Origin of the sequence: Pseudomonas sp. NPDC088429 (assembly GCF_044753305.1) — a bacterium.
Classification (GTDB): Bacteria; Pseudomonadota; Gammaproteobacteria; order Pseudomonadales; family Pseudomonadaceae; genus Aquipseudomonas; species Aquipseudomonas rustica.
The window spans coordinates 229,088-253,183 of the sequence record NZ_JBIVMX010000003.1 but is presented as its reverse complement, the minus strand read 5'-3'; the positions used below and the strand labels follow the sequence as shown (position 1 = coordinate 253,183).

Below are 24,096 nucleotides of genomic sequence, written 5' to 3'. Positions count from 1 at the left end.
TACGTTTTGGAATTGTATACAAGTGGCTTTGCGCAGAGTGTATTCACGGCGGACGGCGCAGGTCAATCCATTTTCTCAAGCGCCTGTTTCATTCGTCGGAAGCCTTTATGACTGTGGCTTTTCGTCGCATGTGGCGCTTTTCGAGAATTATTGTATACAAAAAAATAATTCATTGTGTTCTATTTGTTGCATCGGACTGCGGCACAAAACCGCAGGCCCACGACTTTCCCTATAACAAAATGAGGACGGCACCATGAGCGCTTTAACCTTGAAAGTCGCAGTCAAACTGGTCAACGAGGCCATCAACGCAGGGCGCGGCATCAACGCCGCCCCCCTGACCATCGCAGTACTCGACACCGGCGGCCACCTGGTGACCCTGCAACGCGAAGACGGCGCCAGCCTGCTGCGCCCACAAATCGCCATCGGCAAAGCCTGGGGCGCCATCGCCCTCGGCAAAGGCTCGCGCCTGCTAGCCCTCGACGCCCAACAACGCCCGGCCTTTATTGCCGCGCTCAACAGCATGGGCCAGGGCAGCGTCGTGCCGGCACCGGGCGGTGTGTTGATTCGTGATCAGGCGGGGAATGTGCTGGGAGCGATCGGGATCAGCGGCGATCTGTCGGATATCGATGAGCAAGTGGCGATTAAAGCGGTGGAGGCGCTGGAGTTGCGGGCGGATGCGGGGGTGGCTGCTTGATCTTTAGCGTCTGACCTAACGACTTCGCGAGCAAGCTCCCACAGGTTTGAGTCCTGACACAAAAGGTATGAACCCCTCAAATCCCCTGTGGGAGCGAGCTTGCTCGCGAAGTCAATTCAACAGACACATTTGGCCAACAGTCTTTCCTCCTTATCCCTGTGCTCCTATCTACTCTTTCAGGTCATCTCTGAAAGAGGCAAAGGAATGCCGGAACTGTCAGCTTCACATCGCTTGCGCCTTGGTCGTTACGACGAGCCCAATCGCGTTTATCTACTGACTGCCAATACTCTGTATCGCGAGCGTGTCTTCAAAGAGTTTGCGTTGGGCAGGTTGGTTGTTGATCAATTTCGAAATGCCCAAGAACAGGGCTTGGCTGACTCGTTGGCCTGGGTAGTCATGCCCGATCACTTTCATTGGTTGATCGATTTGAAGCGAGGCTCGCTCAGTGAGCTGATGCAAAGATCAAAATCGTTGAGCGCTAGGGCAGTGAATCTGGCGGCTGGTAGAAAGGGCAGTCTATGGCAGCAGGGTTTTCATGATCGGGCACTGCGTCGGGAGGATGATTTAGTGAAAATGGCGAGATACGTGGTGGCTAACCCGTTGCGGGCAGGCTTGGTAGATAAGCTTGGCGACTATCCGCTGTGGGATGCGGTTTGGGTTGGGCTGTAAAACCGAGTTGCTCCATTCGCGAGCAAGCTCGCTCCCACATTGGATCTGTGGCGTTCACAAATCCCTGTGGGAGCGAGCTTGCTCGCGAAGCGGTTACCGGTCTTACTGATCCGGCTCACACCCCTTCAACACCAACCGGATTATCGTCTGCGCCGCCGCTTCATAATCCGCCTCATCCAGCTTCTCTTTCCCCGTCACCGCAGAAATCTGCCAGTCGAAGTCGGCGTAAGTCTGGGTCGCGGCCCAGATGCTGAACATCAGGTGATTAGGGTCGATCGGGGCGATCTGGCCGCGGTCGATCCAGCTCTGGATGCAGTCGATGTTGTGCTTGGCCTGGCCGTTGAGTTGTTCGACCAGGTCGGCGCTCAGGTGTGGGGCGCCGTGCATGATTTCGCTGGCGAACACTTTCGAGGCGAACGGCAGATCGCGGGAGATGCGGATCTTCGAGCGGATGTAGCCGCTCAGCACTTCGCTCGGAACGCCGTCCGGATTGAACGGGGTCGAGGCCTGCAAAATCGGCACGATGATGCTTTCCAATACCTCGCGGTAAAGGTTTTCCTTGGACTTGAAGTAGTAGTAGACGTTGGGCTTGGGCAATCCCGCCTTGGCGGCGATGTCGCTGGTTTTGGTCGCAGCGAAGCCCTTGTCGGCAAACTCCTCACTGGCGGCACGCAGGATCAGTTCTTTGTTGCGCTCGCGGATTGTGCTCATAAACCCGGTGGTTCCTTGCCTGTTCTGGCGGTTGCGCATGGTAGCACCGGCCTCGCGCAGCGCTCAAGAATGCACCGCGTGGTCTATGGTCGCGTTATGCTCCGCAACATTCATACATAAAAGGAAACAGGATTCATGGCAGGAAGCAGTTTGCTGGTGCTGATCGATGACATCGCCACCGTTCTGGACGACGTTGCCTTGATGACCAAAATGGCCGCCAAGAAGACCGCGGGCGTGCTCGGCGATGATCTGGCGCTGAATGCCCAGCAGGTCTCCGGTGTGCGTGCCGAGCGGGAAATTCCCGTGGTCTGGGCGGTGGCGAAGGGTTCGTTCGTCAACAAATTGATCCTGGTGCCGTCTGCGCTGGCGATCAGTGCGTTCGTGCCGTGGCTGGTGACGCCGCTGTTGATGGTCGGCGGCGCGTACCTGTGCTTCGAGGGTTTCGAAAAACTTGCGCACAAATTTCTGCACAGCAAGGCTGAAGACGACACCGAGCATGCGCAACTTAAGGAAGCAGTGGCTGATCCTGCGACCGATCTGGTTGCCTACGAGAAGGACAAGATCAAGGGTGCGATCCGCACGGATTTCATCCTCTCGGCAGAAATCATCGCGATCACCCTCGGCACCGTGGCGGATGCGTCGCTGACTCAGCAAGTGGTCGTGATGTCGGGCATCGCCATTGTCATGACTGTTGGTGTTTACGGGTTGGTGGCGGGCATCGTCAAACTCGACGACCTCGGTTTGTGGCTGACGCAGAAGCCTGGGCAGGCGGCCAAAAAGATCGGCAGCGGCATTTTGAGCGCGGCACCGTACATGATGAAAACCTTGTCGGTGGTCGGTACGGCAGCGATGTTTTTGGTTGGCGGCGGCATCCTTACTCACGGCGTGCCGGTGGTGCATCACTGGATTGAAGGTGTGGGCGCGGCGGCGGGTGGCGCCGGGTTTGCGGTGCCGATGTTGCTGAATGGCGTGGCGGGGATTATTGCCGGGGCAGTGGTGCTGGCGGTGGTTTCCGTCGTCGGCAAAATCTGGAAATCTGTTAAAGGCTGAAAGATCGCAACCTTCGGCAGCTCCTACAGGGTGTACGCGATGCCCATGTAGGAGCTGCCGCAGGCTGCGATCCTTTGATCTAAAAAAAGGGCCATTCGACTCGCATCGAATAGCCCTTTTTTGTACCCGCCGAAAACTATTCGGCGATCTGCAGCTTGCGTGCTTCGGTGTACACGTAACGCACTTTCTCGTACTCGAACGGCGAGTTCATCTGGCCGTAACGGAAGCTGGTCTGGTAGCGCTTGTCGACCGCGCGCAGGGCCCAGACTTCCGGGTGGTCGGAGCTGACTTCCGAAACGTTGAGGAAGTTGATCGCCGATTCGGCGGTGTAGTCCACGGCGAGGCCGGCGGTGTCGCGGATGTTCGACGGGCCGAGGATTGGCAGTACGAAGTAGGCACCGCCCGGTACGCCGTAGAAACCGAGGGTCTGACCAAAGTCTTCGCTCTGGCGCGGCAGGCCCATGGCCGTCGCCGGATCCCACAGGCCGCCGATGCCGATCGTGGTGTTGAACAGCAGGCGCGCGGTGGTTTCCATCGAACGCTGGCCCTTGAACTGCAGCAAGCTGTTGATCAGGTTCGGCACGTCACCGAGGTTGTTGAAGAAGTTGCTCACGCCGGTGCGCACGAAGCTCGGCGTCACGTAGCGATAACCGTCGACCACCGGCAGGAACACCCATTCGTCGAAGCGGTAGTTGAAGTGGTAAACGCGGCGGTTCCACGATTCCAGCGGGTCGTAGACGTTCAGCGCGTTGAGCGTCGAACGCTCGAATTCGCGCTGATCCAGGCCCGGATTGAATTTCAGTTTCGACAGCGGCTCCTTGAAGCCGTCACTGTCGACCACCACCGGTGCATTGGCTTTGCTGTTGTCGGCCTGAGCCACGCCTGCACAGAGTAACGCTGTCGCCAGCAGGAGATATTTAGCCACGGAAGAACTCCAGCATGGCGTCGCTGTTGACGCGGTAGTTAATGTTGCCGCAATGGCCGCCCAATGGATAAACGGTCAGGCGGTCGCCAAAGGTCTTGCGCAGGAAACCGAGGTCGCCCGGGCCGAGGATCACGTCGTCGGCGTTGTGCATCACGGCGATTTTTGGGCTGTCATGCAGGTAATCCTTAAGCGCATACAGGCTGGCCTGATCGACCAGTTGCAGCAGGCTGCCGCCGTCAGTGCGCGCGCGCCACATCGGAATCACTTGATCGGTCAGATAGCATTCGAAGTCGCACTGCAGCGCACGCTTGAGGTACGGCGTGAGGCTGGTGCCTTCGGTGATCTCGGTTTTCGGCGGGGTGATCAGACCACGACGATTGATCAAGTCCGAGGTGAACGCGATGTCGGCGGCCGAAAAGCGGAACGAGGTGCCGATCAACATCGCCATCTGCTCGTTGGTCAAATGCTGCTTGGACTGCTGGAAGTCATAGAGCAGCGCATCGTTGAGGTCGATGTAGCCTTTCTGCTGGAAGTAGCGGGTCAACTTGTTCAGCACCAGTTCATAGAACGTGGTGCTGTTGTTGATGCCTTTCACTTCGGTCTGTACCAGCTTGTCGAGGTTGCTGATCGAGGTGTAGAGGTTGACCGGCGGGTTGAGCAGCAGGACTTTCTTGAAGTTGAAGCTGCGGCGGGTTTCGTCTAGGTGCGCGACGAAGGCTGCGTCCAGCGCACCGAGGCTGTAACCGGTCAGGTAATACTCGGTCACCGGCAATTTCGGATTCTGCGCCCGCACGGCCTGCATGACCCGGTACATGTCTTCAGCATCGTCCTTGGTAATGCCGGGGGTGGCAAAACGTGAAGCGGCGCTGATGAAGTCGAAACTGGTTGGCGACGACAACTGCACGACGTGGTAGCCGGCCTTGTAGTAGAGCTTTTTCAGGTATTCGTTGAGCGTGCTGTCATAGCGCGCGCCGGTGCCGGCGATCAGGAAGATCAGCGGGGCCGGTTTGTCCTGGGTAGCGATGCGGTAGGTGAGCTTTTTCACCGCCCAGAAGTTGTCCGGCAGAATGAATTCACGCTCCGGGCGCAATGTGAGGCTGCGATCGGACTGATCGATGTCGTCATCCAGCGGCAGCTCCGGACGCAAATCCGGCGGGGTGGTGGCGATAGTCGCCTCAAACGGGTTGGTGAGGGGGTAGCCATAGCTGGCGGGGTCGATATCCACCGCCAGTGCGGACGCACTCAAAATAAGGCCGCTGAACAGCGCGGCGAAGCGCAAGGAACGGAGCATGACTAGATCCCTTAGAGGAAGGTGCCGAATGAAGTTCGCAGGCTATGACCACCGGGTTTGCGCCAAAGTGCCATGCAGCGGCACCAAACAGGCAGAATTCGGAGTAATAGTAGCTGGACGATACACTTTGCACGCCCTTGATGAACAGTTAACAGTTGTTATCGCTTGCGAAGTATTGAAGGCAGATTAAGCTGGCCGCCGATTTCCGAAGATTGGAGTGCTTCATGTCCCGCCGCTTGCCCTGGATTTTGCTGCTTGTTTTGTTGCCGTTATGGCTGGCCGCCAGCTATGGCGCGCGTTATGGCTTTATGGAGGACGGCAAATGGGTGGGCATCTGTGTGGATGAGGCCAGCCGTTGGGAATGCCAGGTGCGCTCGAACCTTGGTTTGATGATTCATTTCAAGGTGCTGGGCTGGACGGCGCTGGGTGCGGCGCTGATCGGTTTTGTCGTGCCCGGGCGGGCAGGGTGGTGGCTGGCGGTGTTGGCGCTGGTGGCCGGTTTGCCGGCGCTGGCGTTGTACAACACCACTTTGGCGGTGTTTGCGGCGGTGATTGCCGGGTTGCGTTTGGTCAGAGCGTAAAAAGATCGCAGCCTGCGGCAGCTCCTACATTGGGGTGACGTACACCCTGTAGGAGCTGCCGAAGGCTGCGATCTTTTGATCTTCAGCCTCTGCGAACCCGCAGGCAGCGCCAAAGAGCGGCCACCATCAAAGCGCTCACCAACGCCCACCCCCACGCCTGCTGATTCTGCAAACCTTCCACATACAACTGCGGCGCAATCCCCGCGCCGACGATAAACGCCAGCAAGGCAATCTCCCGACGCGGCACGCTCACCGGGCGGCTCAGGTAAACCAGCGCCGGCAGCACAAACGCCATGCTCGCAAAGCTGCGATAACGCGCGTCGAAGACCATCTCCAGCATCATCACCGCTGCGGCAAATCCTGCCGCCGCGACCAGCCAGCCAGCGCGACGCTCCAGCAGATTGAATGCCCGTGCACGCCATCCCGTCCGCGCACTCAGCGTCAGCGCCGCATGCGCCAGCACCAACAGATTCAACACCGTCAGCAAGCCGACCCACAGCCATTCACTGGTAAACCGCGTGGTCACGCGCGCCAGATCGCCCCATGCGCCAATCGAACACGCGGCGAGGGCGCCCAGCAGTGGCAACACCAGTGCAGCGCGCGTACTGCGAACGCGTCCGCCCAGCAGCAAAGTGCCGAGGAAAATCAAACCTCCGACCGCCAGCCATTCTTTCCAGTACGGCACATTGGTCACCGGCCCGGCGAGAATGCCTTTGTCCTGACGATCCGCATCAAACAGACCCCAATACCCGCCGACAGCGCCTTCACTGCCACGTTTCCACGGCTGGTCAAACGCTTCGATCAGGTTGTAATGCCAGCCTTCTTTTTCGGCCATCGCGACAAAACCACGAATGAATTTGGCCTCGTTGACCCGGCTCGGCAGGGCAGTCTCGCGCTGACGGCCTTCGCTCGGCCAACCGGTTTCGCCAATCATCACGTCCTTCGGCGCGAACTTGTTGCCGAACACGCGGCGCACATCCGCCACGTGTTGCAGGGCGGCATCAATGTTCGACGGATCATCTTCCCAGTACGGCAGCAAATGAATGGTCAGGAAATCCACCGCCGGCGCGACTTCCGGGTGCTTGAGCCAGAACTCCCAGACATCGGCGTACGTGACCGGTTGCTTGACCTGGCTTTTGACCTTGTTGATCAGTCGGGCCAGTTGCGCGCCGGTGACTTCTTTGCGCAGCAGCGCTTCGTTGCCGACGATCACTGCGCTGACCACGTCCGGGTTGGCGTTGGCCGATTTGATCAGCAGGTCGACTTCTTTTTCAGTGTCGACCGGGTTGCTGTTGACCCACGCGCCGATCATCAATTTCAGACCGTGTTTGCGCGCCAGATCCGGCAACGCTTCGAGGCCCGTCATCGAGTAGGTGCGAATGCATTCAAAACGTGTCGCCAGCAGCGCGAGGTCAGCATCCATGCGCTCCGGGCGCAATTTGAACGGCACGTCGAACGGCGACTGATCCTTATCAAACGGCGTATAGGACGCGCATTGCAGCTTGTGCGTTGGCGTTGCGGCGTCCGGCAGAATCACCGGTTGGCCGAGGCCATACCAGAAGCCGCCGAGCGCAAACAGCCCAAGCAGGCAGGCGAATAAATAAGCAGGGAAGGGGAAGCGGGACGTCGCGGACATGGTCGGGCCGAGTGGCTGCAAAGCGACGCATGTTACCTGCATTTATAGAGGGGTTGGTGGCCCGCACGATTTTGACATGCAAAGTTCGGGCGGATTGTCTGACGCCAATTATTCGAAGGCCGTTAATGGCCTTCTGATGTCGTTTCTTATTGTCTTGAGGTCGCTGACAGAGCAGGTCGCGAGGGGCGTGAGGTTGATGATCAAAGCATCAGCACTCCACTGATGTTCCAGCGAGTTTGCGGTCGGGCGTGATGGGGGCGCTGTGCACCATAACAATACGTTGACGCCGCCCGTCATCCGTCGGGCGCAGCATTTCGGGGAAGTAACGATGAAGATGCGACGACTTTTAGGCGCAAGTGCTGCTCTGGTGCTTGCGATGAGCTCCACTTTCGCCAGTGCAGAAAAGCAGACCCTGAACATCGGTTACGTTGACGGCTGGTCCGACAGCGTGGCGACCACCCACGTAGCCGCCGAAGTGATCAAACAGAAACTCGGCTACGACGTGAAACTGCAAGCCGTCGCCACCGGGATCATGTGGCAGGGCGTTGCCACCGGCAAACTCGACGCCATGCTCTCGGCCTGGCTGCCAGTAACGCACGGCGAATACTGGACGAAAAACAAGGATCTGGTCGTCGATTACGGCCCGAACTTCAAGGATGCAAAAATCGGCCTGATCGTGCCGGAGTACGTCAAAGCCAAATCGATCGAAGACCTGAAAACCGACGACACCTTCAAAAACCGCATCGTCGGCATCGACGCCGGTTCAGGCGTGATGCTCAAGACCGATCAAGCGATCAAGGATTACGGCCTCGACAAATACAGCCTTAAAGCCAGTTCCGGCGCCGGCATGATTGCCGAGCTGACCCGTGCCGAGAAGAAAAACGAATCCATCGCCGTCACCGGTTGGGTGCCGCACTGGATGTTCGCCAAGTGGAAACTGCGCTTCCTCGATGACCCGAAAGGCGTGTACGGCGCGGCTGAAACCGTGAACAGCATCGGCAGCAAAGGGCTGGAAGCCAAGGCGCCGGAAGTGGCCAAGTTCCTGAAGAACTTCCAGTGGGCTTCGAAAGACGAAATCGGCGAAGTGATGCTGGCGATTCAGGACGGCGCAAAACCTGAGGCAGCAGCGAAAGCGTGGGTGGCCAAACACCCGGATCGCGTGGCTGACTGGACCAAATAACCGCGACACCCCTGTACCCCTGTAGGAGTGAGCCTGCTCGCGCTAGCGTCCTGTCAGTTGATGAAAATATCGACTGATATAACGCCATCGCGAGCAGGCTCACTCCTACAGTTGTTTTGTGCTGTACCGGAAATTGGCAAAAGTGTCATGGCGTTCTACTACTAAGGTCGTCTGTTCCCGCTCCCGCAGCCGCATACATTAGCTATGTTCCAACAATAATTTGTGCTGCGAGGATAAAAACAATGAACGACAGCATTTACCTCTCGATTCAAAACAGTCCCCGATTCAAGGAGCTGGTACAGAAAAGGGAACGATTCGCCTGGATTCTCTCGGCAATCATGCTAGGGCTTTACTCCGCATTCATCCTTCTGATTGCTTACGGGCCGCATATTCTGGGCGCGAAGATCAGTCCTGAATCATCCATTACCTGGGGTATCCCGATCGGTGTCGGCCTGATTCTGTCTGCCTTCATCCTGACCGGTATCTACGTGCGCCGCGCCAATGGCGAGTTTGACGACCTGAACAATGCGATTCTCAAGGAGGCTCAGCAATGATCCGGCGTCTACTGGCTTTATTAAGTGTTGCAGCATTTGCACCGGGTGCCTGGGCGGCGGATGCGCTGACGGGTGAAGTGGCCAAACAGCCGCTGAATATTCCTGCGATCCTGATGTTCGTGGCGTTCGTCGGTGCCACGCTGTACATCACCTACTGGGCCTCGAAGAAAAACAATTCGGCCGCCGACTACTATGCGGCGGGTGGCAAGATCACCGGTTTCCAGAACGGTCTGGCGATTGCCGGTGACTACATGTCGGCGGCGTCCTTCCTGGGAATTTCCGCGCTGGTGTTCACCTCCGGCTACGACGGCCTGATCTTCTGTTCCTGATCGCCGAGCGTCTGCGTAACCTGGGTAAATACACCTTTGCCGACGTGGCGTCCTACCGCCTCGGGCAAACTCAGATTCGCACCCTGTCTGCCTGCGGTTCGCTGGTGGTGGTGGCGTTCTACCTGATCGCGCAAATGGTCGGTGCCGGTAAGCTGATCCAGCTGTTGTTCGGCCTCGATTACCACGTTGCGGTGATTCTGGTCGGTATCCTGATGTGCATGTACGTGCTGTTCGGCGGCATGCTGGCGACGACCTGGGTACAGATCATCAAGGCTGTGCTGCTGCTGTCCGGTGCCTCGTTCATGGCGCTGATGGTAATGAAGCACGTCAACTTCGACTTCAACATGCTGTTCTCGGAAGCGATCAAGGTTCACCCGAAAGGCGAAGCGATCATGAGCCCGGGCGGTCTGGTCAAGGATCCGATTTCGGCCTTCTCGCTGGGTCTGGCGCTGATGTTCGGTACCGCTGGCCTGCCACACATTCTGATGCGCTTCTTCACCGTGAGTGACGCAAAAGAAGCACGTAAGAGCGTGTTGTATGCGACTGGCTTCATCGGCTACTTCTACATCCTGACCTTCATCATCGGCTTCGGCGCGATCCTGCTGGTCAGCACCAATCCGGCCTTCAAAGACGCTGCTGGCGCGCTGTTGGGCGGCAACAACATGGCGGCGGTGCACTTGGCCAACGCGGTCGGCGGCAGTATTTTCCTCGGCTTTATCTCGGCGGTAGCGTTTGCGACCATTCTGGCGGTTGTGGCTGGCCTGACTCTGGCCGGTGCTTCGGCGGTGTCTCACGACCTGTACGCTAGCGTGATCAAGAAGGGCAAGGCGAACGAGAAGGACGAGATTCGTGTGTCGAAGATCACCACCATTGCTTTGGCGGTGTTGGCGATTGGCCTGGGTATTTTGTTCGAAAGCCAGAACATTGCGTTCATGGTGGGCCTGGCGTTCTCGATCGCGGCGAGCTGTAACTTCCCGGTGCTGTTGCTTTCGATGTACTGGAAGAAGCTGACCACACGCGGTGCGATGATTGGCGGCTGGTTGGGGTTGATCAGTGCTGTTGGTCTGATGATTCTTGGCCCAACCATCTGGGTGCAGATTCTGCATCATGAGAAGGCGATCTTCCCTTACGAGTATCCGGCGCTGTTCTCGATGATCATTGCCTTTGTGGGTATTTGGTTCTTCTCGATTACGGATAAGTCGGCGGCGGCGGACAAAGAACGTGCGCTGTTCTTCCCGCAGTTTGTGCGTTCGCAGACTGGGTTGGGGGCGAGTGGGGCGGTTTCTCACTGATGGTTTGATGGTTGGTAATGTTGTGCTGAATGCCCCGGTTGAGAGATCGGGGCATTTTTTGTGGGCGGTTATCGGACTGATGTCTTTGTGGTTGGTGTTTATTGAGTACATATCCGTTGCTGCGGTAACGGCTGCTTAGGGTTTCGCCCTTACGGCGACTCACTTTTTTTACAAGCGCCAAAAAAAAGTAAGCAAAAAAACGCTTGCTCCTACGTGCGGCCCGCTCGCTGGGGCTCGGGGTTCCTTCGCTGCGGGATCGATCCGGGCGCAGCGCCTACGGTTTGCTTCGCTGCACCTCCTCTCGCTGTGTTTGGCTGCGCCAAACGGTCGCTGCGCTCCCACCCCCGGATCAATCCCTCCACTCAGCCTTCCGACGTCGCCCGTGGATCAAGATCAAAACCTGCAGCCGAGCTAACGCTCATCCTGTGTAGGAGCTGCCGAAGGCTGCGATCTTTTGATCTGCTTTGGCTTTGGCTTTGGCTTTTGATCTTTTGCCCCGTCGGCAGGCCGAGCGGAGGTGTTCATCAGGGGGTAGGCGCGCAGCGCCGTTCGACGAAGTCGAATACATCGAGAGGAGGTGCAGCGAAGCAAACCGTAGGCGATGCCCCCGGATGGACACCGTAGCGAGGGAACACTGAGCCTCAGCGAAGTGCCGTACGCCGGGGCGAAAGCCTTTTGCTTACTTTTCGGCGTCTGGAAAAGTGAGTCGCTGTAAGAGCGAAACCGCCAGCAGCCATCACCGCAGCAACGGATATGCCCCCAAACCCCAAACCCCAATAACCAAACTAAGACTGATGTGGTAAATGACACACCGCATTCGCGAGCAAGCCCGCTCCCACAAGGGAATCGCATTTCAAATTCTAAGGACGAGGAAGTTATTGAATCATGGATGAATACGCATGGTTGGCGTGGACGCCTGAACATTTGTCGCAACGCCTGCAACACCTCGCGCGCCCATGGTGCGTGGTCGGCGGCTGGGCGCTGGATCTGTGGCACGGGCAGCAAACCCGTGAACACAGTGACCTGGAGTTCACAGTTCGGCGTGAGGATTTCCCATTGTTCCGGCAGACGTTATCGGAGCTAAAGTTCTACACCGTCAAAAACGGCGCGTTCGAATGCCTGCCGGAGCATGATCTTCCCGGCGACGACATTTTTCAGGTGTGGGGCTTTGATACCGAGGCGAATGCCTGGCGAGTGGATGTGATGCTTGAAGCGGGGAGTGCGCAGTCGTGGGTCTATAAACGCGACACGTCGATTGTCTATCCGCGCGCCGAAATGATCGCCCTCAGCGCAAGCGGCATCCCATACCTGAGACCCGCCGCCACGCTGCTGTTCAAAGCCAAGAATACCCGCCCCAAAGACCAGGGCGATTTCACCCGCGCATTGCCGAATCTCTCTGGCGAAGATCGGCAATGGCTGGTGGATCATCTATTGCGCCTGCATCCGCAGCACGAATGGATTGCCAACCTCACTCATTAATCCGCGGATGCTGCTGCACCAGGTTCTTGCGCTTCGCCTCCAGCTCAGCAATCTCGGCATCGATGTCTTCGATTTTCTGCTCAATGTTGTCGTGATGCTCTTTCAACAGCTCCTTCGCCTCCGCCAGATCCGAAGCCGCCGGGGCCGCGCCGCGCAGGGGCTGGTTGGCGGTTTCTTTCATGGTGACGCCAGTGAACAGGCCGACCACGGCGATGACCATCAGGTAGTAAGCCGGCATGTACAAGTCGTTGGTGCTTTCGACCAGCCAGGCGACGATGGTCGGGGTCAAACCGGCGATCAGCACGGAGATGTTGAAAGCAGCGGCCAAAGCGCTGTAGCGAATGTGCGTAGGGAACATCGCCGGCAGGGTCGAGGCCATGACGCCGATGAAGAAGTTGAGCAGCACCGCGAGCATCAGCAGTCCGGAGAAGATCAGGCCGATCTTGCCGCTGTTGATCAGCATGAACGCCGGAATGGCCAGAATGAACAGGCCGATACTGCCGACGACGATGAAGGGTTTGCGGCCGATCTTGTCGCTGATAAAACCAATCGCCGGTTGCACAAACAGCATGCCGACCATGATCGCGATGATGATCAGCACGCCACGGTTTTCGCTGTAGTGCAGGTTGTGCGACAGGTAGCTCGGCATGTACGTCAGCAACATGTAGTAGGTGACGTTGGTCACGACCACCACGCCGACGCAGGTCATCAGGCTGCGCCAGTATTTGGTGGCGACTTCCTTGAACGAGACTTTCGGGCCATCGGCGAGGCCTTCGCGGTCGCCTTGTTCGAGTTTCTCGACGTGCTGCTGGAACGCCGGTGTTTCTTCCAGTGCGTGGCGCAGGTAGAGGCCGATCATGCCCAGGGGCAGGGCGAGGAAGAACGGCAGGCGCCAGCCCCAGGATTCAAACTGCTCTTCGCCGAGTGTCGAGGAAATCAGCACGACGACACCGGCACCGAGAACAAAACCGGCGATGGAGCCGAAGTCCAGCCAGCTGCCGAGGAAGCCGCGTTTGCGATCCGGCGCGTATTCGGCGACGAAGATCGAGGCGCCGGTGTATTCACCGCCGACCGAGAAGCCTTGAGCCATTTTCGCCAGTAACAGCAGGATCGGCGCCCAAATGCCGATCGACGCATAAGAGGGAATCAAACCGATGGCGAAGGTGCTCAGCGACATGATCACGATGGTCGCGGCGAGGACTTTCTGTCGCCCGTACTTATCGCCTAGCCTGCCGAAAAACAGGCCGCCCAGAGGACGAATGAGGAAGGGCACGGAGAACGTCGCCAACGCGGCGATCATCTGTGTGCCGGGGTCGGCGCCGGGGAAGAACACTTTGCCTAGGACGTAGGCGACGAAGCCGTACACGCCAAAGTCGAACCATTCCATGGCGTTGCCAAGCGCAGCGGCGGTAATCGCTTTGCGCATTTTTGCGTCGTCGACAATGGTGATGTCTTTCAGTCTGATTGGACTGACGCTTTGTTCATTGGATTTCATGGGCGGTTTCCCTGTACCTGATCTGAATCGGTGCTATCTGTTTGATGGCATTGCGCTTTGGGTTCAGATACATGGCGATACGAAATAATTCAGCGTTCACTGAATTATTTCGTGGCGAGCTTCAAAAGGCAGTGCCGGGCGAACTGAAAGCTCCATGCAAACAGGCTAGTTCATCGACGGCCAATGTCGATCAGAAACGCCAGGTCGCGCCGCCGCCAACGATATGAAGGAGGGCGTTGGGGTAGCTGCCCGACAGCGTCTGGCCGTTGCGTTTGGTCTGTTCAACATCCATGTCACCCAGCCACACCAGGGTGTAGTTGAGGTTGATGTCCATGTCTTCGGTCATCTTGTAGCTGACGCCGGTTGCCAGCCGCCAGGCTTCGGCCATCGGGTTGTCGACGGTGCGATCCTTGTCTTTCACCGCCGAGCTGTCGTAGCCCACGCCCATGTTCCAGCGCAGTTTCGGCGTGAGCTGATTTTGCGCACCGAGCGACAGGTGCCAGGTGTCCTGATATTTACGGTTGACCGAACGCGACACATCGCCACCGGCGGTATCCACCGAAACGCCGATGTCGGCAAAATCGCTCCAGTCCTGCCAGTCAACGGAACCCAATAATGTCCATTGCTCGTTCAACTGGTGGGCAACGCTCAAGGTTGCGGTTTGCGGGATGTTCATGTCGATTTCCAGATCGTCGACGTTGGCCCGGGAAAACGCGAAATTGAGCAGCGGATTGCGAATGCCGTGCACCGAGGGCGAATCCTTGAATTCCAGTTTGACCTTGCTGGTATACGCCAGGCCCACGGTGGTGCGCGGATCCAGTTGATAACGCAGGCCGAGGTTGATCCCGGTGCCGGTGTCGGTGTCTTTGTATTGCACGTTGCCGTCCTGCTGGAACGGCGTGCCGGGCAGGAGCGCGTTATTGTCGATGGCTATTTTTGTGTAGTAGTAGCCGTAGACCAGCCGCGGGCCGATACCCATCGACAGGTCATCGGTGATCTTGTAGGCAAAGGTCGGTTGCAATGAGATGCCGATCAGCGTCGATTCCTGAGTGAAATAGCGGCCGGCCCAGTCATCGTCGTACTTCACGCTCAGGCCGAAGTTGCCGTACATGCCGAAACCGATACTGGCGCGGTCATTGACCTCATGACTGATAAACAGACTGGTGCCCGGCAGGATCGGCAGTGGATTGCCGCCCTCGTTGCCGGCGAAGTCATTGTTGCCATCGCGATCAAACTTGATGCCGCCAAACAGCGCCTGACCGGTCAGACTGACCTGCGTGCCCTTGAGCGCCGCGATGCCCGCCGGGTTGTTCATCATCACGCTTGGGTCGGTGGCCTGCGCCGCCGACCCGGCATTTGCCAGCCCGGCCCCTTCCTGTCCTGCTTCATACAACTGAATGCCACCTGCCAATGCCTGCCCGCTGCAGCCGGCCAGTGCAAGAATCAACAGTGAGTGCGTGGATCTCATCCGTAACTTCCTTATACATAGGGACGTGCATCAGTTTTAGACGGGAATCGGCCCGCGCACCAGTCGCCTGGCGGATGTATCGTCAGTAAGTCAGTCCCTAATGTATTTCACCGCAGAATTGCAGGAGCCGGGCTTGCTCGCGAAGGCGTCATTTCATTCACCATCGCCGTCACGGACACAACGCTTTCGCGAGCAAGCTCAATGTTTCAAACGATCGCATCAGCCATCGGGAATACACCGCGCAAGTCCTTACCGCTCGGTTGCTGGTACAGGCTCAGGCCGAACTCGGGCAATACGGCCAGCAGGTAATCGAAAATATCCGCCTGAATGCGCTCGTAGTCCGCCCAAACGGTGGTTTGCGTGAAGCAATAGATCTGCAGCGGCACACCCTGAGCGGTGGATTGCATCTGACGCACCATGCAGGTCATGTTTCGCGCAATCGAAGGATGGCTGTCCAGATAGGCCTGGGCGAAGGCGCGGAAGGTGCCGAGATTGGTCATGCGGCGACGATTGGCCGAGAGCGCCGCGACATTGCCCTGCGCTTCGTTCCAGTGCTTGAGTTCAGGCAGTTTGCGCGCCAGATAGGCGCTCAACAGGCTGACCTGACTCAGGTGATGTTCTTCCTCGTCCGTCAGGAAGCGCACGCCACCGGAATCAATGTGCACGTCACGCATGATCCGTCGGCCACCGGCCTGCTGCATGCCACGCCAGTTCTTGAACGAGTCGGACATCAAGCGCCAGGTCGGAATCGAGACAATGGTCTTGTCGAAATTCTGCACCTTGACCGTGTGCAACGTGATGTCGACCACGTCGCCATCGGCACCCAGTTGCGGCATTTCGATCCAGTCACCCACGCGCAGCATGTCGTTGCTGGTCAACTGCACACTGGCGACAAACGACAACAGGGTGTCCTTGTAGACCAGCAGGATCACCGCCGACATCGCGCCAAGCCCCGACAGCAGCAACAGCGGCGAGCGGTTGATCAGAATGGCGACAATGATGATGGCGCCGAGCACGTACAACAGCATTTTCGCCAGTTGCACATAACCCTTGATCGAGCGGGTGCGCGCATGTTCGGTGCGCGCATAGATGACCAGTAGGGTGTCGAGCACGGCGCCGATGGCCATCACCAGCGACAACAGGGTGAAGGCCAGGGCGATGTCACCCAGGATGGTTTGCAGCTTTGGGCTTAACCCCGGAATGATGTTCAAACCGAACTGGACGATCAGCGACGGGATGATTTGCCCGAGGCGCAGAAACACTTTGTTGTTGTGCAGATCGTTGATCCAGCGCATCGACGCCTGACGCCCGAGCAACCGGACGCCTTGCTGGATCAGAAAGCGACCCAGACGCCCCAACAGCAGCGCGACAAACACCAGCACCAGCAATGTCAGCGTGGCGTTCACGTAAGGATGATTGTCCAGCGAGCGCCAGAACTGCTCAACATTGAGCCAAATCTCTGTGAAATTCATCGGTTTGATATTCCTGTACGGCGCGGCCCTTTCCTTGAATCAGAGAGGGGGCGGCTGAGGGAAAGACGTTGCGAAGGCTGCGATTGGCGGTTGTTTTTCAATCGCGGGAGAAGCGATTCAGCAAGTCCATCAAGGTTACGCAGCAAGCGAATAAGCAACTTGATTTTTCGCGAACAAAGGTTGATGGATCACGAACGTGGCATTGACGGCTCCAGCGCTGCGCAATAAGTTCTGCCGCGCCCCGGGCAAGCCTCCGGCCGCTAAATCATGCGTAAAAACGGCTGGGCCCGGCGTTGTGTTCTAGGCTGAGCCAACCGACATCCCGCAATGGGTGCTTCTCAGGAGAACCACGATGGAAGAGAAACCGCTGCTCACGTTCAACAGCTCAAGGGCGTTACTGGACGTGTTGATACGCGCCGGCTTGATCACGGTTCTGGTGCTGTTCTGCTACGACATCTTTCATCCGTTTCTCAACGTGATGCTCTGGTCGCTGATTCTCGCGGTCACCCTCTACCCACTGAACCAGATGCTCGGCGCCAAGCTGGGTGGGCGTAACGGTTGGGCGGCAGTGATTCTGGTGATTCTCGGGCTGGTGATCCTGATGCTGCCGTTAAGCTTGCTGGGTGCCTCGGTGGCGGACTCGGTGCAAACCGGCATCCACGCGGTGGAGAATGGTCAGTTCGAAATTCCGCCGCCACCGGCCAACGTCGAAAACTGGCCACTGATCGGTGCGCCGTTGTATGGCATCTGGCTGCACGCCTCGCAGGATTTGAGTTGGGCCTTTCATCAGGTCGCCCCACATCTGAAAGACTGGAGCAAGGTTGCGCTGCACCAGGTAGCCGGCGTCGGCACCGGCATTGTGGTGTTTATTCTGGCGCTGATCTTCGCCGGGCTGATCATGAAAAACGGCGAGCGTGGTCAGCGGACAGCCGTCGCAATCACCAGTCGTGTCTCCGGGCCGGTGCGCGGGCCGCAGATTGCCGAACTGTGTACCGCGACGATTCGTGCCGTGGCGCAGGGTGTGGTCGGGATTGCGTTCATTCAGATGCTGTTGATCGGTGTGGCGCTGGTGATCATGGGCATTCCGGCAGCCGGCGTGCTGGCGCTACTGGTGCTGCTGCTGGGCATCATGCAATTGCCGGTTCTGCTGATCACGCTGCCGGTGGTGATCTATGCATTCGCTCAGGGCGGTGTCAGTGCCAGCACGATTATTTTTGCGATCTGGATGATCATCGCCGGGCTTTCTGACAACGTCCTCAAACCGATGCTGCTAGGGCGCGGTGTGGCCGTGCCGATGCCGGTGGTGTTGATCGGTGCGCTTGGCGGGATGATCACCAGTGGCATCATCGGCTTGTTCACCGGGCCGGTGATTCTGGCGATCGGCTACGAGCTGTTTATTGGCTGGGTGTATCAACCTGCCGAAGCCGTCACGCCATTGACGCAGACCGTTGAGGAACATTCGCCTTGAGCGCCCACGGTTAGTAGCTGATCCATCACTTTTTTTACGGCTAAGGATGCAGGCAATGTTTCTGTTACGCAGCGGTGCCATCGAGGGCTACAGCGCGCTAGTGACCGAACTGGGTCACAACCCGGTAAGTCTGCTGCGTGACAGCGGCATGGTGGTGGCGCAATTGCGCGAACCGAACAGTTATCTGTCGTATGAAAAAACCGCAGACCTGCTGGATGACACCGCACGTCATTGTCAGGAACCGCTGTTCGGTTTGCGGCTGGCATCAAGACAGAATCTGCTCGCCATTGGCGACGTGGCCCTGTCCGGCAGCCGCCAACCCACCGTGGGCGAGGCATTGAATTTCGCCCGCCAATACTTGTACCTGCACGCCAGTGGCTTGCACCTTGAAGTCAGTCGACGGGGCGAGCGTGCCGAAATCAGGTTCAAGTTCGACTTCACCAATGAACTCGGGCTGCAGCAACTGAGGCAGCTCAGCGGCGCGCACCTGTTCAACGCGGTGAAAATTCTCACGGGCGCCGACAGCCCGCAGATTCGTTTGCACTTGCAGCAAGGCACCTTGAAAAACCCGGGTTGGTCATTTGCCGACGTCTACGGAAAAGTCCGTTTCGACAGCAGTTTCGACGGCGTCAGTTTTCCTTTCGATTACCTCAAACGCGCGCCGCTCGCCGATGAGGTTTTGATGCGCGAACACTGGAACAACCGCATGCAATTGCTCAAAACCCAATACCCCGACAACCTCAAGGCGCAGGTTTGCCATCTGATCGGCAGTCTGCTCAACACCGGCGAATGCAATATCGATGCGGTCAGTCACTCGCTGGGGCTGCAGCCACGTGTTCTGCAAAAACGCCTTAAAGCCGAAAACATCAGCTTCAGTCGCCTGCTGCAGGACACGCGCCTTGATATCGCCAGGCAAAACTTGCTGCTGGACAAGACCAGCATCACCGATCTGGCGCTGAATCTGGGCTACGCCGATGTCTCGGTGTTCAGCCGTCATTTCAAACAATGGACGGGTGTTTCGCCCAGAAACTGGCGGGCACAACAACTGTTGACTGTGGAAATCTGACAACCGTTCATCGCTCAACTACGCTGCCTTACGTATCCCTCACAAACAACTGTGGCGTAAGGAAAAAGGCGCATGCGAAGCAAGCTGCTGGCTGTATTAATAGTGGTTTTCGCGATGCTCTGGACGGGGTCTGGCTGGGCGCTCGACGCTGCGGCAAAAGCGGAAAATGATGCGGTAGAGCTCAAGGTCGCGAATCGCAGCATCATGCTGTTTCGCGCAACCATTCTGGGCGAGGCGCCGGCCTCGCGGGTCAAACGGGCGAAAATGGTCATCAGTGAAGCGCTCGATGAAGACGCCGAACTGAACATCAGCATCGATTCGATCCAGAACAGTTACATGGTGCTGCTCGGCAACAAGCGGGCATTCATCGTTTCACCCAACGATGTCGACAGCCTGCAATATTCCTCGGTGCAGCAGGCTGCCGAAGGTGCGGCTGAAAAACTGCGTCAGGTGGTCTCCGAGACCCATGAAGCGCGCAGCATGGATCTGATCATCAGGTCGCTGGCCTTGGCGGCGGTGGCCACCGTCATCTATGTCGCGTTGTTGTGGGCGCTGGCCTGGATGCGCCGACGCTTGCTGAGAAAACTCCCCGAACTGATGGATCGCCACACCAAGGCGTTGAAGGTCGGGCGGGTGCAGGTCATCGACGCCAATTTCCTTTATCCCTTGGTCAGCCGTTTACTGTTGGTGCTGCGCTGGCTGGTGATTTTGCTGCTGACCTATGAGTGGCTGGGCTTTGTTCTGTCGCGGTTTCCCTACACCCGGCCTTGGGGTGAAAGCCTCAACAACTACCTGTTCGAACTCGCCGACTATCTGCTGCAAGGCATCGTTGGCGCCGTCCCGGGATTGGGCGTGGCATTGGCGATTTTCTTTATTGCGCGCGGCGCTACTGCGTTCACCCGGCGCATGCTGCGGCGCATGTCGACGCCGGGCACGTTCAGTTGGCTCAATCACGAAACCCTGCAGCCGACTCAGCGGCTGACGTCGCTGGCGATCTGGTTGTTTGCGCTGGCGATGGCTTATCCGTATCTGCCCGGCGCCGGAACCGATGCGTTCAAGGGCTTGTCGGTGTTGATCGGTCTGATGATTTCCCTCGGTGCGACCAGCGTGGTGGGGCAGGCAGCGGCAGGGTTAATCCTCACGTATACCCGCACATTGCGCCCGGGCGAGTTCGTCAAAATCGGCGAATACGAGGGTACGGTCACCGAGTTGGGCATGTTCACCACGCGCATTCGTACCGGCCTTGGCGAAGTGCTGACACTGCCCAACTCGCTGATCACCGGCACCGTGACCAAGAACTACTCGCGCACCGTGCAAGGCCCGGGTTACGTGGTCGACACGGTGGTGACCATCGGCTACGACACGCCTTGGCGGCAGGTCGAAGCGATGCTGCTGGAAGCGGCCAAACGCACGCCGGGGATTCTCGAAGACCCGGCGGCGCAGGTGTTTCAAACCGCGCTGTCGGATTTCTATCCCGAGTACCGACTGGTGGCGCAGGCGATTCCGAGTCAGCCACGGCCACGCGCGGTGCTGTTGAGCATGCTCCACGCCAATATTCAGGACGTGTTCAACGAGTACGGCGTGCAGATCATGTCGCCGCATTATCTGGGCGATCCGCAGGCCGAGAAGTGGGTGCCGCGAGAGAAGTGGTTTACCTCGCCGGCGCAAGAACCGAAGGATCAGTGACCGTCGCTGCAAGGGAGTCCGCACCATGCTCGATTTTGTCCTCCACGCATTACGCGCTGATCCGGAAATCGCCGTGTTTCTGGCGATCGCGCTGGGCGTGTTTGTCGGGCGCATTCACATCGGCAGCTTTCATTTGGGCTCGGTGGCCGGCGCGCTGTTGATGGGGTTGCTGATCGGCCAGATCGGTCTGGAAGTGCCGACGGGTTTGAAGTCGGTGTTCTTCGTGATGTTCATCTACGCCGTCGGCTTTAAGAGCGGGCCGGAGTTTTTCGGCAGCCTCAATCGCGGCACGCTGAAACTGGTGTTGTTGTCGGTGGTGCTGTGTGCGACGGCATTGGTGGCGATTCTGGCGATGTATTGGCTGTTTGATTTCGACGCTGGTTTCACCGCCGGACTCGGTGCCGGTGCGCTCACCGATACGGCGATCATGGGCACCGCGACCAGCGCGATCAATCAGTTGAATCTCGACGCGGCAGCCGTGGCGAAACTCAACAGCCACATGGCGATTGCCTACGCGATCACCTACCTGTTCGGCACCATTGGTTTGATCGTGTTTGTCGGCAGCATTGCGCCGAAGTTGCTCGGTGTGAATTTGCGCGAATCGGCGCGTGAACTGGAGCTGGAACTGGGGATCGCCAAGGAAGAAGAGGCGATCACCGTGCCGTACACGAGGATCGTTGTGCGTGCGCATCAGGTGGCGAGTAACGGCCAGGCCGATGGGCAGCGGATCATCGACATCGAAAAGCTGCACGAATCGCTGACGGTCGAGCGGGTGGTGCGGGCCGGGCAGGTGATCGAGCGCGATGAAAATTTTGTGTTGATGGCGGGGGATGTGGTCGGTGTGTATGCCTTGCGCGACGCGGTGGGCACGCTGAGCCATTGGGTCGGGCCGGAGATCGATCACCCTGAGTCGCTGTCGTTTCCGACCCGTGAGGTGGACGTTGTGCTGACCTCGGCGGAGTTCGCCGGCAAGACGATTCATCAGGCGAAAAGCCGTTTAGCCAATGAAAAGCGCCTGGGCTGCTTCGTCAACAACATCACGCGTCAGGGCTATGACTTGCCGCTGTTGCCGAACACGGTGTTGCGCCGGGGGGATGTGATTACGTTGACCGGGCGTACTGCCAGCGTCGAAATGATCGCCAAACGGCTGGGGCGCATTCGCAAGAACAATTACAAAAGTGACATTGCCATGCACACGCTGGGCATGGTCGTGGGCTCGTTGATCGGCTTGCTGTCGACGCACATCGGCATGATTCCGGTGGAGCTGGGTATTGGCGGCGGGGTGTTGGTCGCGGCATTGGTGATTGGCTGGTACAACTCGCGCCACCCGGAAATCGGCGCGTTGCCACCGGCGGCACAATGGGCGTTTTCCGAATTCGGTTTGACCGCGTTTGGTGCGGTGGTCGGCCTGCTGGCCGGGCCAGCGGCGTTTGCAGCGATGAAAGAGCAAGGGCTGGCGTTGTTGCTGTCCGGCGCGGTGGTGACGATTGTGCCGCCATTGGTGGCGCTGTACTTCGGTCGCTACGTGCTGCGCTTGCACCCGATGATTCTTTTTGGCGCATTGGCTGGGGCGCAGACAGAGGCGGCTTCGATGAACAAGATCATTGAGCAGTCTGGCAGCAATACACCGGTGATTGGCTTCACCGTGTGTTATGCAATTTCCAATGTGCTGCTGGCGGTGTGCGGGCCGATCATCATCTTTGTGGTGGCTGGCTGAATTTCCCCGGAGCTACCTACACACCACCTTGAAGCTCCCCATTCCCTGTGGTGTGTCAGTGGAATTGGATTTGATGGCTGGCTGGGGTCAGCAGAAGTGCAGATTTTCCTGGGTAGCCCGCTTTCCTTGTGGCGAGGGGATTTATCCCCGTTCGGCTGCGCAGCAGTCGTGAATCCAGTGCATGCGGTGTGTCTGATGTACCGGGATTGTAGGTTTTGGGGCTGCTTCGCAGCCCAATGGGGATAAATCCCCTCGCCACAGGGTTTGTAGTGTTTCAGTTGGAATGGGTTTGTGGTGTGTCAGTTGGACTGGGGTTGATGGCTGGCTAGGTTTCGCAGAAGTGCAGCTTTCTGAGGTGACCCCCATTCCCCTGTGGTGAGGGGATTTATCCCCGACCGGCTGCGCAGCAGTCGTGAATCTAGTGCGTGCGGTGTGTCCGATGTACCGGGATTGTAGGTTTTGGGGCCGCTTCGCAGCCCAACGGGGATAAATCCCCTCGCCACAGGGTTTGTGGTGTGTCAGTTGGAATGGGTTTGTGATGTGTCGGTTGATATGGGTTTGTGGTGTGTCAGTTGAAATGGGTTTGTGGTGTGTCAGTTGAAATGGGGTTGATGGCTGGCTGGGTTTCGCAGAAGTGCAGTTTTCTGAGGTGACCCCCATTCCCCTGTGGTGAGGGGATTTATCCCCGACCGGCTGCGCAGCAGTCGTGAAGCCAGTGCATGCGGTGTTTCTGATGTATCGGGTTAGCGGGTTTGGGGCCGCTTCGCAGCCCATCGGGGATAAATCCCCTCGCCACAGGTTTTAGTGTGTACCTGAGGTTTTCGAGTGGGCTTTAAATAATCGCAAGCCTGTTTTGATATTTCAAATTCATCCATTCCCTGTTGTCGAGGGTCACTACACTAAAACTTCATACACGATACTCTGGAGAATGATCATGAATGGAGATGATGATGTTGCTGCGTTGGTGCCCGATGAAGGGTCAGGCATGTGCAAGGCAGGTTTTGCTGGGGATGACGCTCCTCGATATAATTTTCGAAGTGCTATTGCCTCAGATAGAAAAACGTACGCTCGAGTTGGAGTTGATGGGGTGGTAACTGCTATCGAAGAACTTTCCACTTCGGCACAACCCACGTCCGAATGGAAAATTTGCAAGCCTGACACAAAAATTGGCTCACCTTATTGAAATTCGGTGACGTTCAAAAGTATAGGGTTCTGTAGTGTTCGTATCGGTTTTTTCCCGTTTTACACAAGCTGGAGTATTTATAAGTACCAGCTTTTATCCTCCCCTGATAAAACCATTCATCCCAAGTTTATCTTTGACCAGCTATCAAAA

19 protein-coding genes and 1 pseudogene are annotated in these 24,096 nt (G+C 57.8%); 13 read left to right on the top strand and 7 right to left on the bottom strand.

Annotated features, from left to right (window positions below):
- The first annotated feature begins 253 nt into the window (after positions 1 to 253).
- Together ACIP66_RS03925 and ACIP66_RS03920 are read left to right on the top strand one after the other, a co-directional pair.
- Positions 254 to 694, top strand: coding sequence for a heme-binding protein (locus ACIP66_RS03925; RefSeq protein ID WP_053118462.1), 441 nt, complete (start codon positions 254 to 256; stop codon positions 692 to 694).
- 204 nt (positions 695 to 898) lie between these two features.
- Positions 899 to 1,363, top strand: a complete 465-nt coding sequence (locus tag ACIP66_RS03920; RefSeq protein WP_400645599.1) for an REP-associated tyrosine transposase — start codon at positions 899 to 901, stop codon at positions 1,361 to 1,363.
- A gap of 102 nt (positions 1,364 to 1,465) precedes the next feature.
- Here the strand turns inward: ACIP66_RS03920 and ACIP66_RS03915 are convergent, their stop codons facing one another.
- Entirely contained in the window at positions 1,466 to 2,074 is a 609-nt protein-coding gene (locus tag ACIP66_RS03915; protein WP_053118469.1) for a TetR/AcrR family transcriptional regulator, read from the bottom strand.
- A gap of 135 nt (positions 2,075 to 2,209) precedes the next feature.
- Between ACIP66_RS03915 and ACIP66_RS03910 the strand changes: the two genes are divergently transcribed.
- The gene (locus tag ACIP66_RS03910; protein WP_053118471.1) at positions 2,210 to 3,124 is read left to right on the top strand and encodes a DUF808 domain-containing protein; all 915 of its coding nucleotides are present in this window, start codon (positions 2,210 to 2,212) and stop codon (positions 3,122 to 3,124) included.
- Between the two features lie 136 nt (positions 3,125 to 3,260).
- Here ACIP66_RS03910 and ACIP66_RS03905 read toward each other — a convergent pair whose 3' ends face one another.
- Together ACIP66_RS03905 and ACIP66_RS03900 are read right to left on the bottom strand one after the other, a co-directional pair.
- Positions 3,261 to 4,049, bottom strand: a complete 789-nt coding sequence (locus ACIP66_RS03905) for a VacJ family lipoprotein (protein WP_053118473.1) — start codon at positions 4,047 to 4,049, stop codon at positions 3,261 to 3,263.
- Entirely contained in the window at positions 4,042 to 5,340 is a 1,299-nt protein-coding gene (locus tag ACIP66_RS03900; protein WP_053118475.1) for a serine/threonine protein kinase, read from the bottom strand. The genes ACIP66_RS03905 and ACIP66_RS03900 overlap by 8 nt, the downstream gene beginning before the upstream one ends.
- A gap of 224 nt (positions 5,341 to 5,564) precedes the next feature.
- On the opposite strand from ACIP66_RS03900, the gene ACIP66_RS03895 reads away from it, so the two are divergent.
- Positions 5,565 to 5,921, top strand: coding sequence for a hypothetical protein (locus ACIP66_RS03895; protein WP_159815065.1), 357 nt, complete (start codon positions 5,565 to 5,567; stop codon positions 5,919 to 5,921).
- A gap of 82 nt (positions 5,922 to 6,003) precedes the next feature.
- Here ACIP66_RS03895 and ACIP66_RS03890 read toward each other — a convergent pair whose 3' ends face one another.
- The gene (locus tag ACIP66_RS03890) at positions 6,004 to 7,599 is read right to left on the bottom strand and encodes a glycosyl hydrolase family 17 protein (RefSeq protein ID WP_400645595.1); all 1,596 of its coding nucleotides are present in this window, start codon (positions 7,597 to 7,599) and stop codon (positions 6,004 to 6,006) included.
- A gap of 286 nt (positions 7,600 to 7,885) precedes the next feature.
- Here ACIP66_RS03890 and ACIP66_RS03885 point away from each other — a divergent pair, with 286 nt between their 5' ends.
- From ACIP66_RS03885 to ACIP66_RS03870, 4 genes and pseudogenes are all read left to right on the top strand, one after another.
- Positions 7,886 to 8,737: a glycine betaine ABC transporter substrate-binding protein gene (locus ACIP66_RS03885; protein WP_400645592.1), complete on the top strand. Its 852-nt coding sequence runs from the start codon at positions 7,886 to 7,888 to the stop codon at positions 8,735 to 8,737.
- A gap of 242 nt (positions 8,738 to 8,979) precedes the next feature.
- Positions 8,980 to 9,291, top strand: a complete 312-nt coding sequence (locus tag ACIP66_RS03880; protein ID WP_016987516.1) for a DUF485 domain-containing protein — start codon at positions 8,980 to 8,982, stop codon at positions 9,289 to 9,291.
- A pseudogene (locus ACIP66_RS03875) lies at positions 9,288 to 10,912 on the top strand (cation acetate symporter). Before ACIP66_RS03880 ends, ACIP66_RS03875 begins: the two are co-directional and overlap by 4 nt.
- 885 nt (positions 10,913 to 11,797) lie before the next feature.
- Positions 11,798 to 12,391: a nucleotidyltransferase domain-containing protein gene (locus ACIP66_RS03870; protein ID WP_400645589.1), complete on the top strand. Its 594-nt coding sequence runs from the start codon at positions 11,798 to 11,800 to the stop codon at positions 12,389 to 12,391.
- Here ACIP66_RS03870 and proP read toward each other — a convergent pair.
- The 3 genes from proP to ACIP66_RS03855 form a co-directional block, all read right to left on the bottom strand.
- Entirely contained in the window at positions 12,381 to 13,886 is a 1,506-nt protein-coding gene (proP, locus tag ACIP66_RS03865; protein WP_053120021.1) for a glycine betaine/L-proline transporter ProP, read from the bottom strand. The genes ACIP66_RS03870 and proP overlap by 11 nt on opposite strands.
- Before the next feature lie 190 nt (positions 13,887 to 14,076).
- The gene (locus ACIP66_RS03860) at positions 14,077 to 15,354 is read right to left on the bottom strand and encodes an OmpP1/FadL family transporter (RefSeq protein ID WP_400645585.1); all 1,278 of its coding nucleotides are present in this window, start codon (positions 15,352 to 15,354) and stop codon (positions 14,077 to 14,079) included.
- 206 nt (positions 15,355 to 15,560) lie between these two features.
- Positions 15,561 to 16,826, bottom strand: a complete 1,266-nt coding sequence (locus tag ACIP66_RS03855; protein WP_282351649.1) for a mechanosensitive ion channel family protein — start codon at positions 16,824 to 16,826, stop codon at positions 15,561 to 15,563.
- Positions 16,827 to 17,178: 352 nt separating this feature from the next.
- On the opposite strand from ACIP66_RS03855, the gene ACIP66_RS03850 reads away from it, so the two are divergent.
- The 5 genes from ACIP66_RS03850 to ACIP66_RS03830 all read left to right on the top strand — a co-directional run bounded on the left by ACIP66_RS03850 (position 17,179) and on the right by ACIP66_RS03830 (position 23,946).
- Positions 17,179 to 18,294: an AI-2E family transporter gene (locus ACIP66_RS03850; RefSeq protein WP_400645582.1), complete on the top strand. Its 1,116-nt coding sequence runs from the start codon at positions 17,179 to 17,181 to the stop codon at positions 18,292 to 18,294.
- 55 nt (positions 18,295 to 18,349) lie between these two features.
- Positions 18,350 to 19,360: a helix-turn-helix domain-containing protein gene (locus ACIP66_RS03845; protein WP_400645579.1), complete on the top strand. Its 1,011-nt coding sequence runs from the start codon at positions 18,350 to 18,352 to the stop codon at positions 19,358 to 19,360.
- A gap of 72 nt (positions 19,361 to 19,432) precedes the next feature.
- Positions 19,433 to 21,046: a mechanosensitive ion channel family protein gene (locus ACIP66_RS03840; RefSeq protein ID WP_400645577.1), complete on the top strand. Its 1,614-nt coding sequence runs from the start codon at positions 19,433 to 19,435 to the stop codon at positions 21,044 to 21,046.
- Positions 21,047 to 21,071: 25 nt separating this feature from the next.
- On the top strand, positions 21,072 to 22,763 hold the full coding sequence (aspT, locus tag ACIP66_RS03835; protein WP_400645574.1) for an aspartate-alanine antiporter: 1,692 nt from the start codon (positions 21,072 to 21,074) through the stop codon (positions 22,761 to 22,763).
- Between the two features lie 934 nt (positions 22,764 to 23,697).
- Entirely contained in the window at positions 23,698 to 23,946 is a 249-nt protein-coding gene (locus ACIP66_RS03830) for a hypothetical protein (protein ID WP_400645571.1), read from the top strand.
- Positions 23,947 to 24,096 lie beyond the last annotated feature (150 nt).

What these genes read in the sequence shown, in the direction of transcription:
- ACIP66_RS03860 (WP_400645585.1), bottom strand. Translation starts at nt 15,354, where the DNA reads ATGAGATCCACGCACTCACTGTTGATTCTTGCACTGGCCGGCTGCAGC.
- ACIP66_RS03895 (WP_159815065.1), top strand. Translation starts at nt 5,565, where the DNA reads ATGTCCCGCCGCTTGCCCTGGATTTTGCTGCTTGTTTTGTTGCCGTTA.
- proP (WP_053120021.1), bottom strand. Translation starts at nt 13,886, where the DNA reads ATGAAATCCAATGAACAAAGCGTCAGTCCAATCAGACTGAAAGACATC.
- ACIP66_RS03850 (WP_400645582.1), top strand. Translation starts at nt 17,179, where the DNA reads ATGGAAGAGAAACCGCTGCTCACGTTCAACAGCTCAAGGGCGTTACTG.
- aspT (WP_400645574.1), top strand. Translation starts at nt 21,072, where the DNA reads ATGCTCGATTTTGTCCTCCACGCATTACGCGCTGATCCGGAAATCGCC.
- ACIP66_RS03870 (WP_400645589.1), top strand. Translation starts at nt 11,798, where the DNA reads ATGGATGAATACGCATGGTTGGCGTGGACGCCTGAACATTTGTCGCAA.
- ACIP66_RS03830 (WP_400645571.1), top strand. Translation starts at nt 23,698, where the DNA reads ATGAATGGAGATGATGATGTTGCTGCGTTGGTGCCCGATGAAGGGTCA.
- ACIP66_RS03900 (WP_053118475.1), bottom strand. Translation starts at nt 5,340, where the DNA reads ATGCTCCGTTCCTTGCGCTTCGCCGCGCTGTTCAGCGGCCTTATTTTG.
- ACIP66_RS03840 (WP_400645577.1), top strand. Translation starts at nt 19,433, where the DNA reads ATGCGAAGCAAGCTGCTGGCTGTATTAATAGTGGTTTTCGCGATGCTC.
- ACIP66_RS03855 (WP_282351649.1), bottom strand. Translation starts at nt 16,826, where the DNA reads ATGAATTTCACAGAGATTTGGCTCAATGTTGAGCAGTTCTGGCGCTCG.
- ACIP66_RS03880 (WP_016987516.1), top strand. Translation starts at nt 8,980, where the DNA reads ATGAACGACAGCATTTACCTCTCGATTCAAAACAGTCCCCGATTCAAG.
- ACIP66_RS03845 (WP_400645579.1), top strand. Translation starts at nt 18,350, where the DNA reads ATGTTTCTGTTACGCAGCGGTGCCATCGAGGGCTACAGCGCGCTAGTG.
- ACIP66_RS03920 (WP_400645599.1), top strand. Translation starts at nt 899, where the DNA reads ATGCCGGAACTGTCAGCTTCACATCGCTTGCGCCTTGGTCGTTACGAC.
- ACIP66_RS03885 (WP_400645592.1), top strand. Translation starts at nt 7,886, where the DNA reads ATGAAGATGCGACGACTTTTAGGCGCAAGTGCTGCTCTGGTGCTTGCG.
- ACIP66_RS03915 (WP_053118469.1), bottom strand. Translation starts at nt 2,074, where the DNA reads ATGAGCACAATCCGCGAGCGCAACAAAGAACTGATCCTGCGTGCCGCC.
- ACIP66_RS03910 (WP_053118471.1), top strand. Translation starts at nt 2,210, where the DNA reads ATGGCAGGAAGCAGTTTGCTGGTGCTGATCGATGACATCGCCACCGTT.
- ACIP66_RS03890 (WP_400645595.1), bottom strand. Translation starts at nt 7,599, where the DNA reads ATGCAGGTAACATGCGTCGCTTTGCAGCCACTCGGCCCGACCATGTCC.
- ACIP66_RS03925 (WP_053118462.1), top strand. Translation starts at nt 254, where the DNA reads ATGAGCGCTTTAACCTTGAAAGTCGCAGTCAAACTGGTCAACGAGGCC.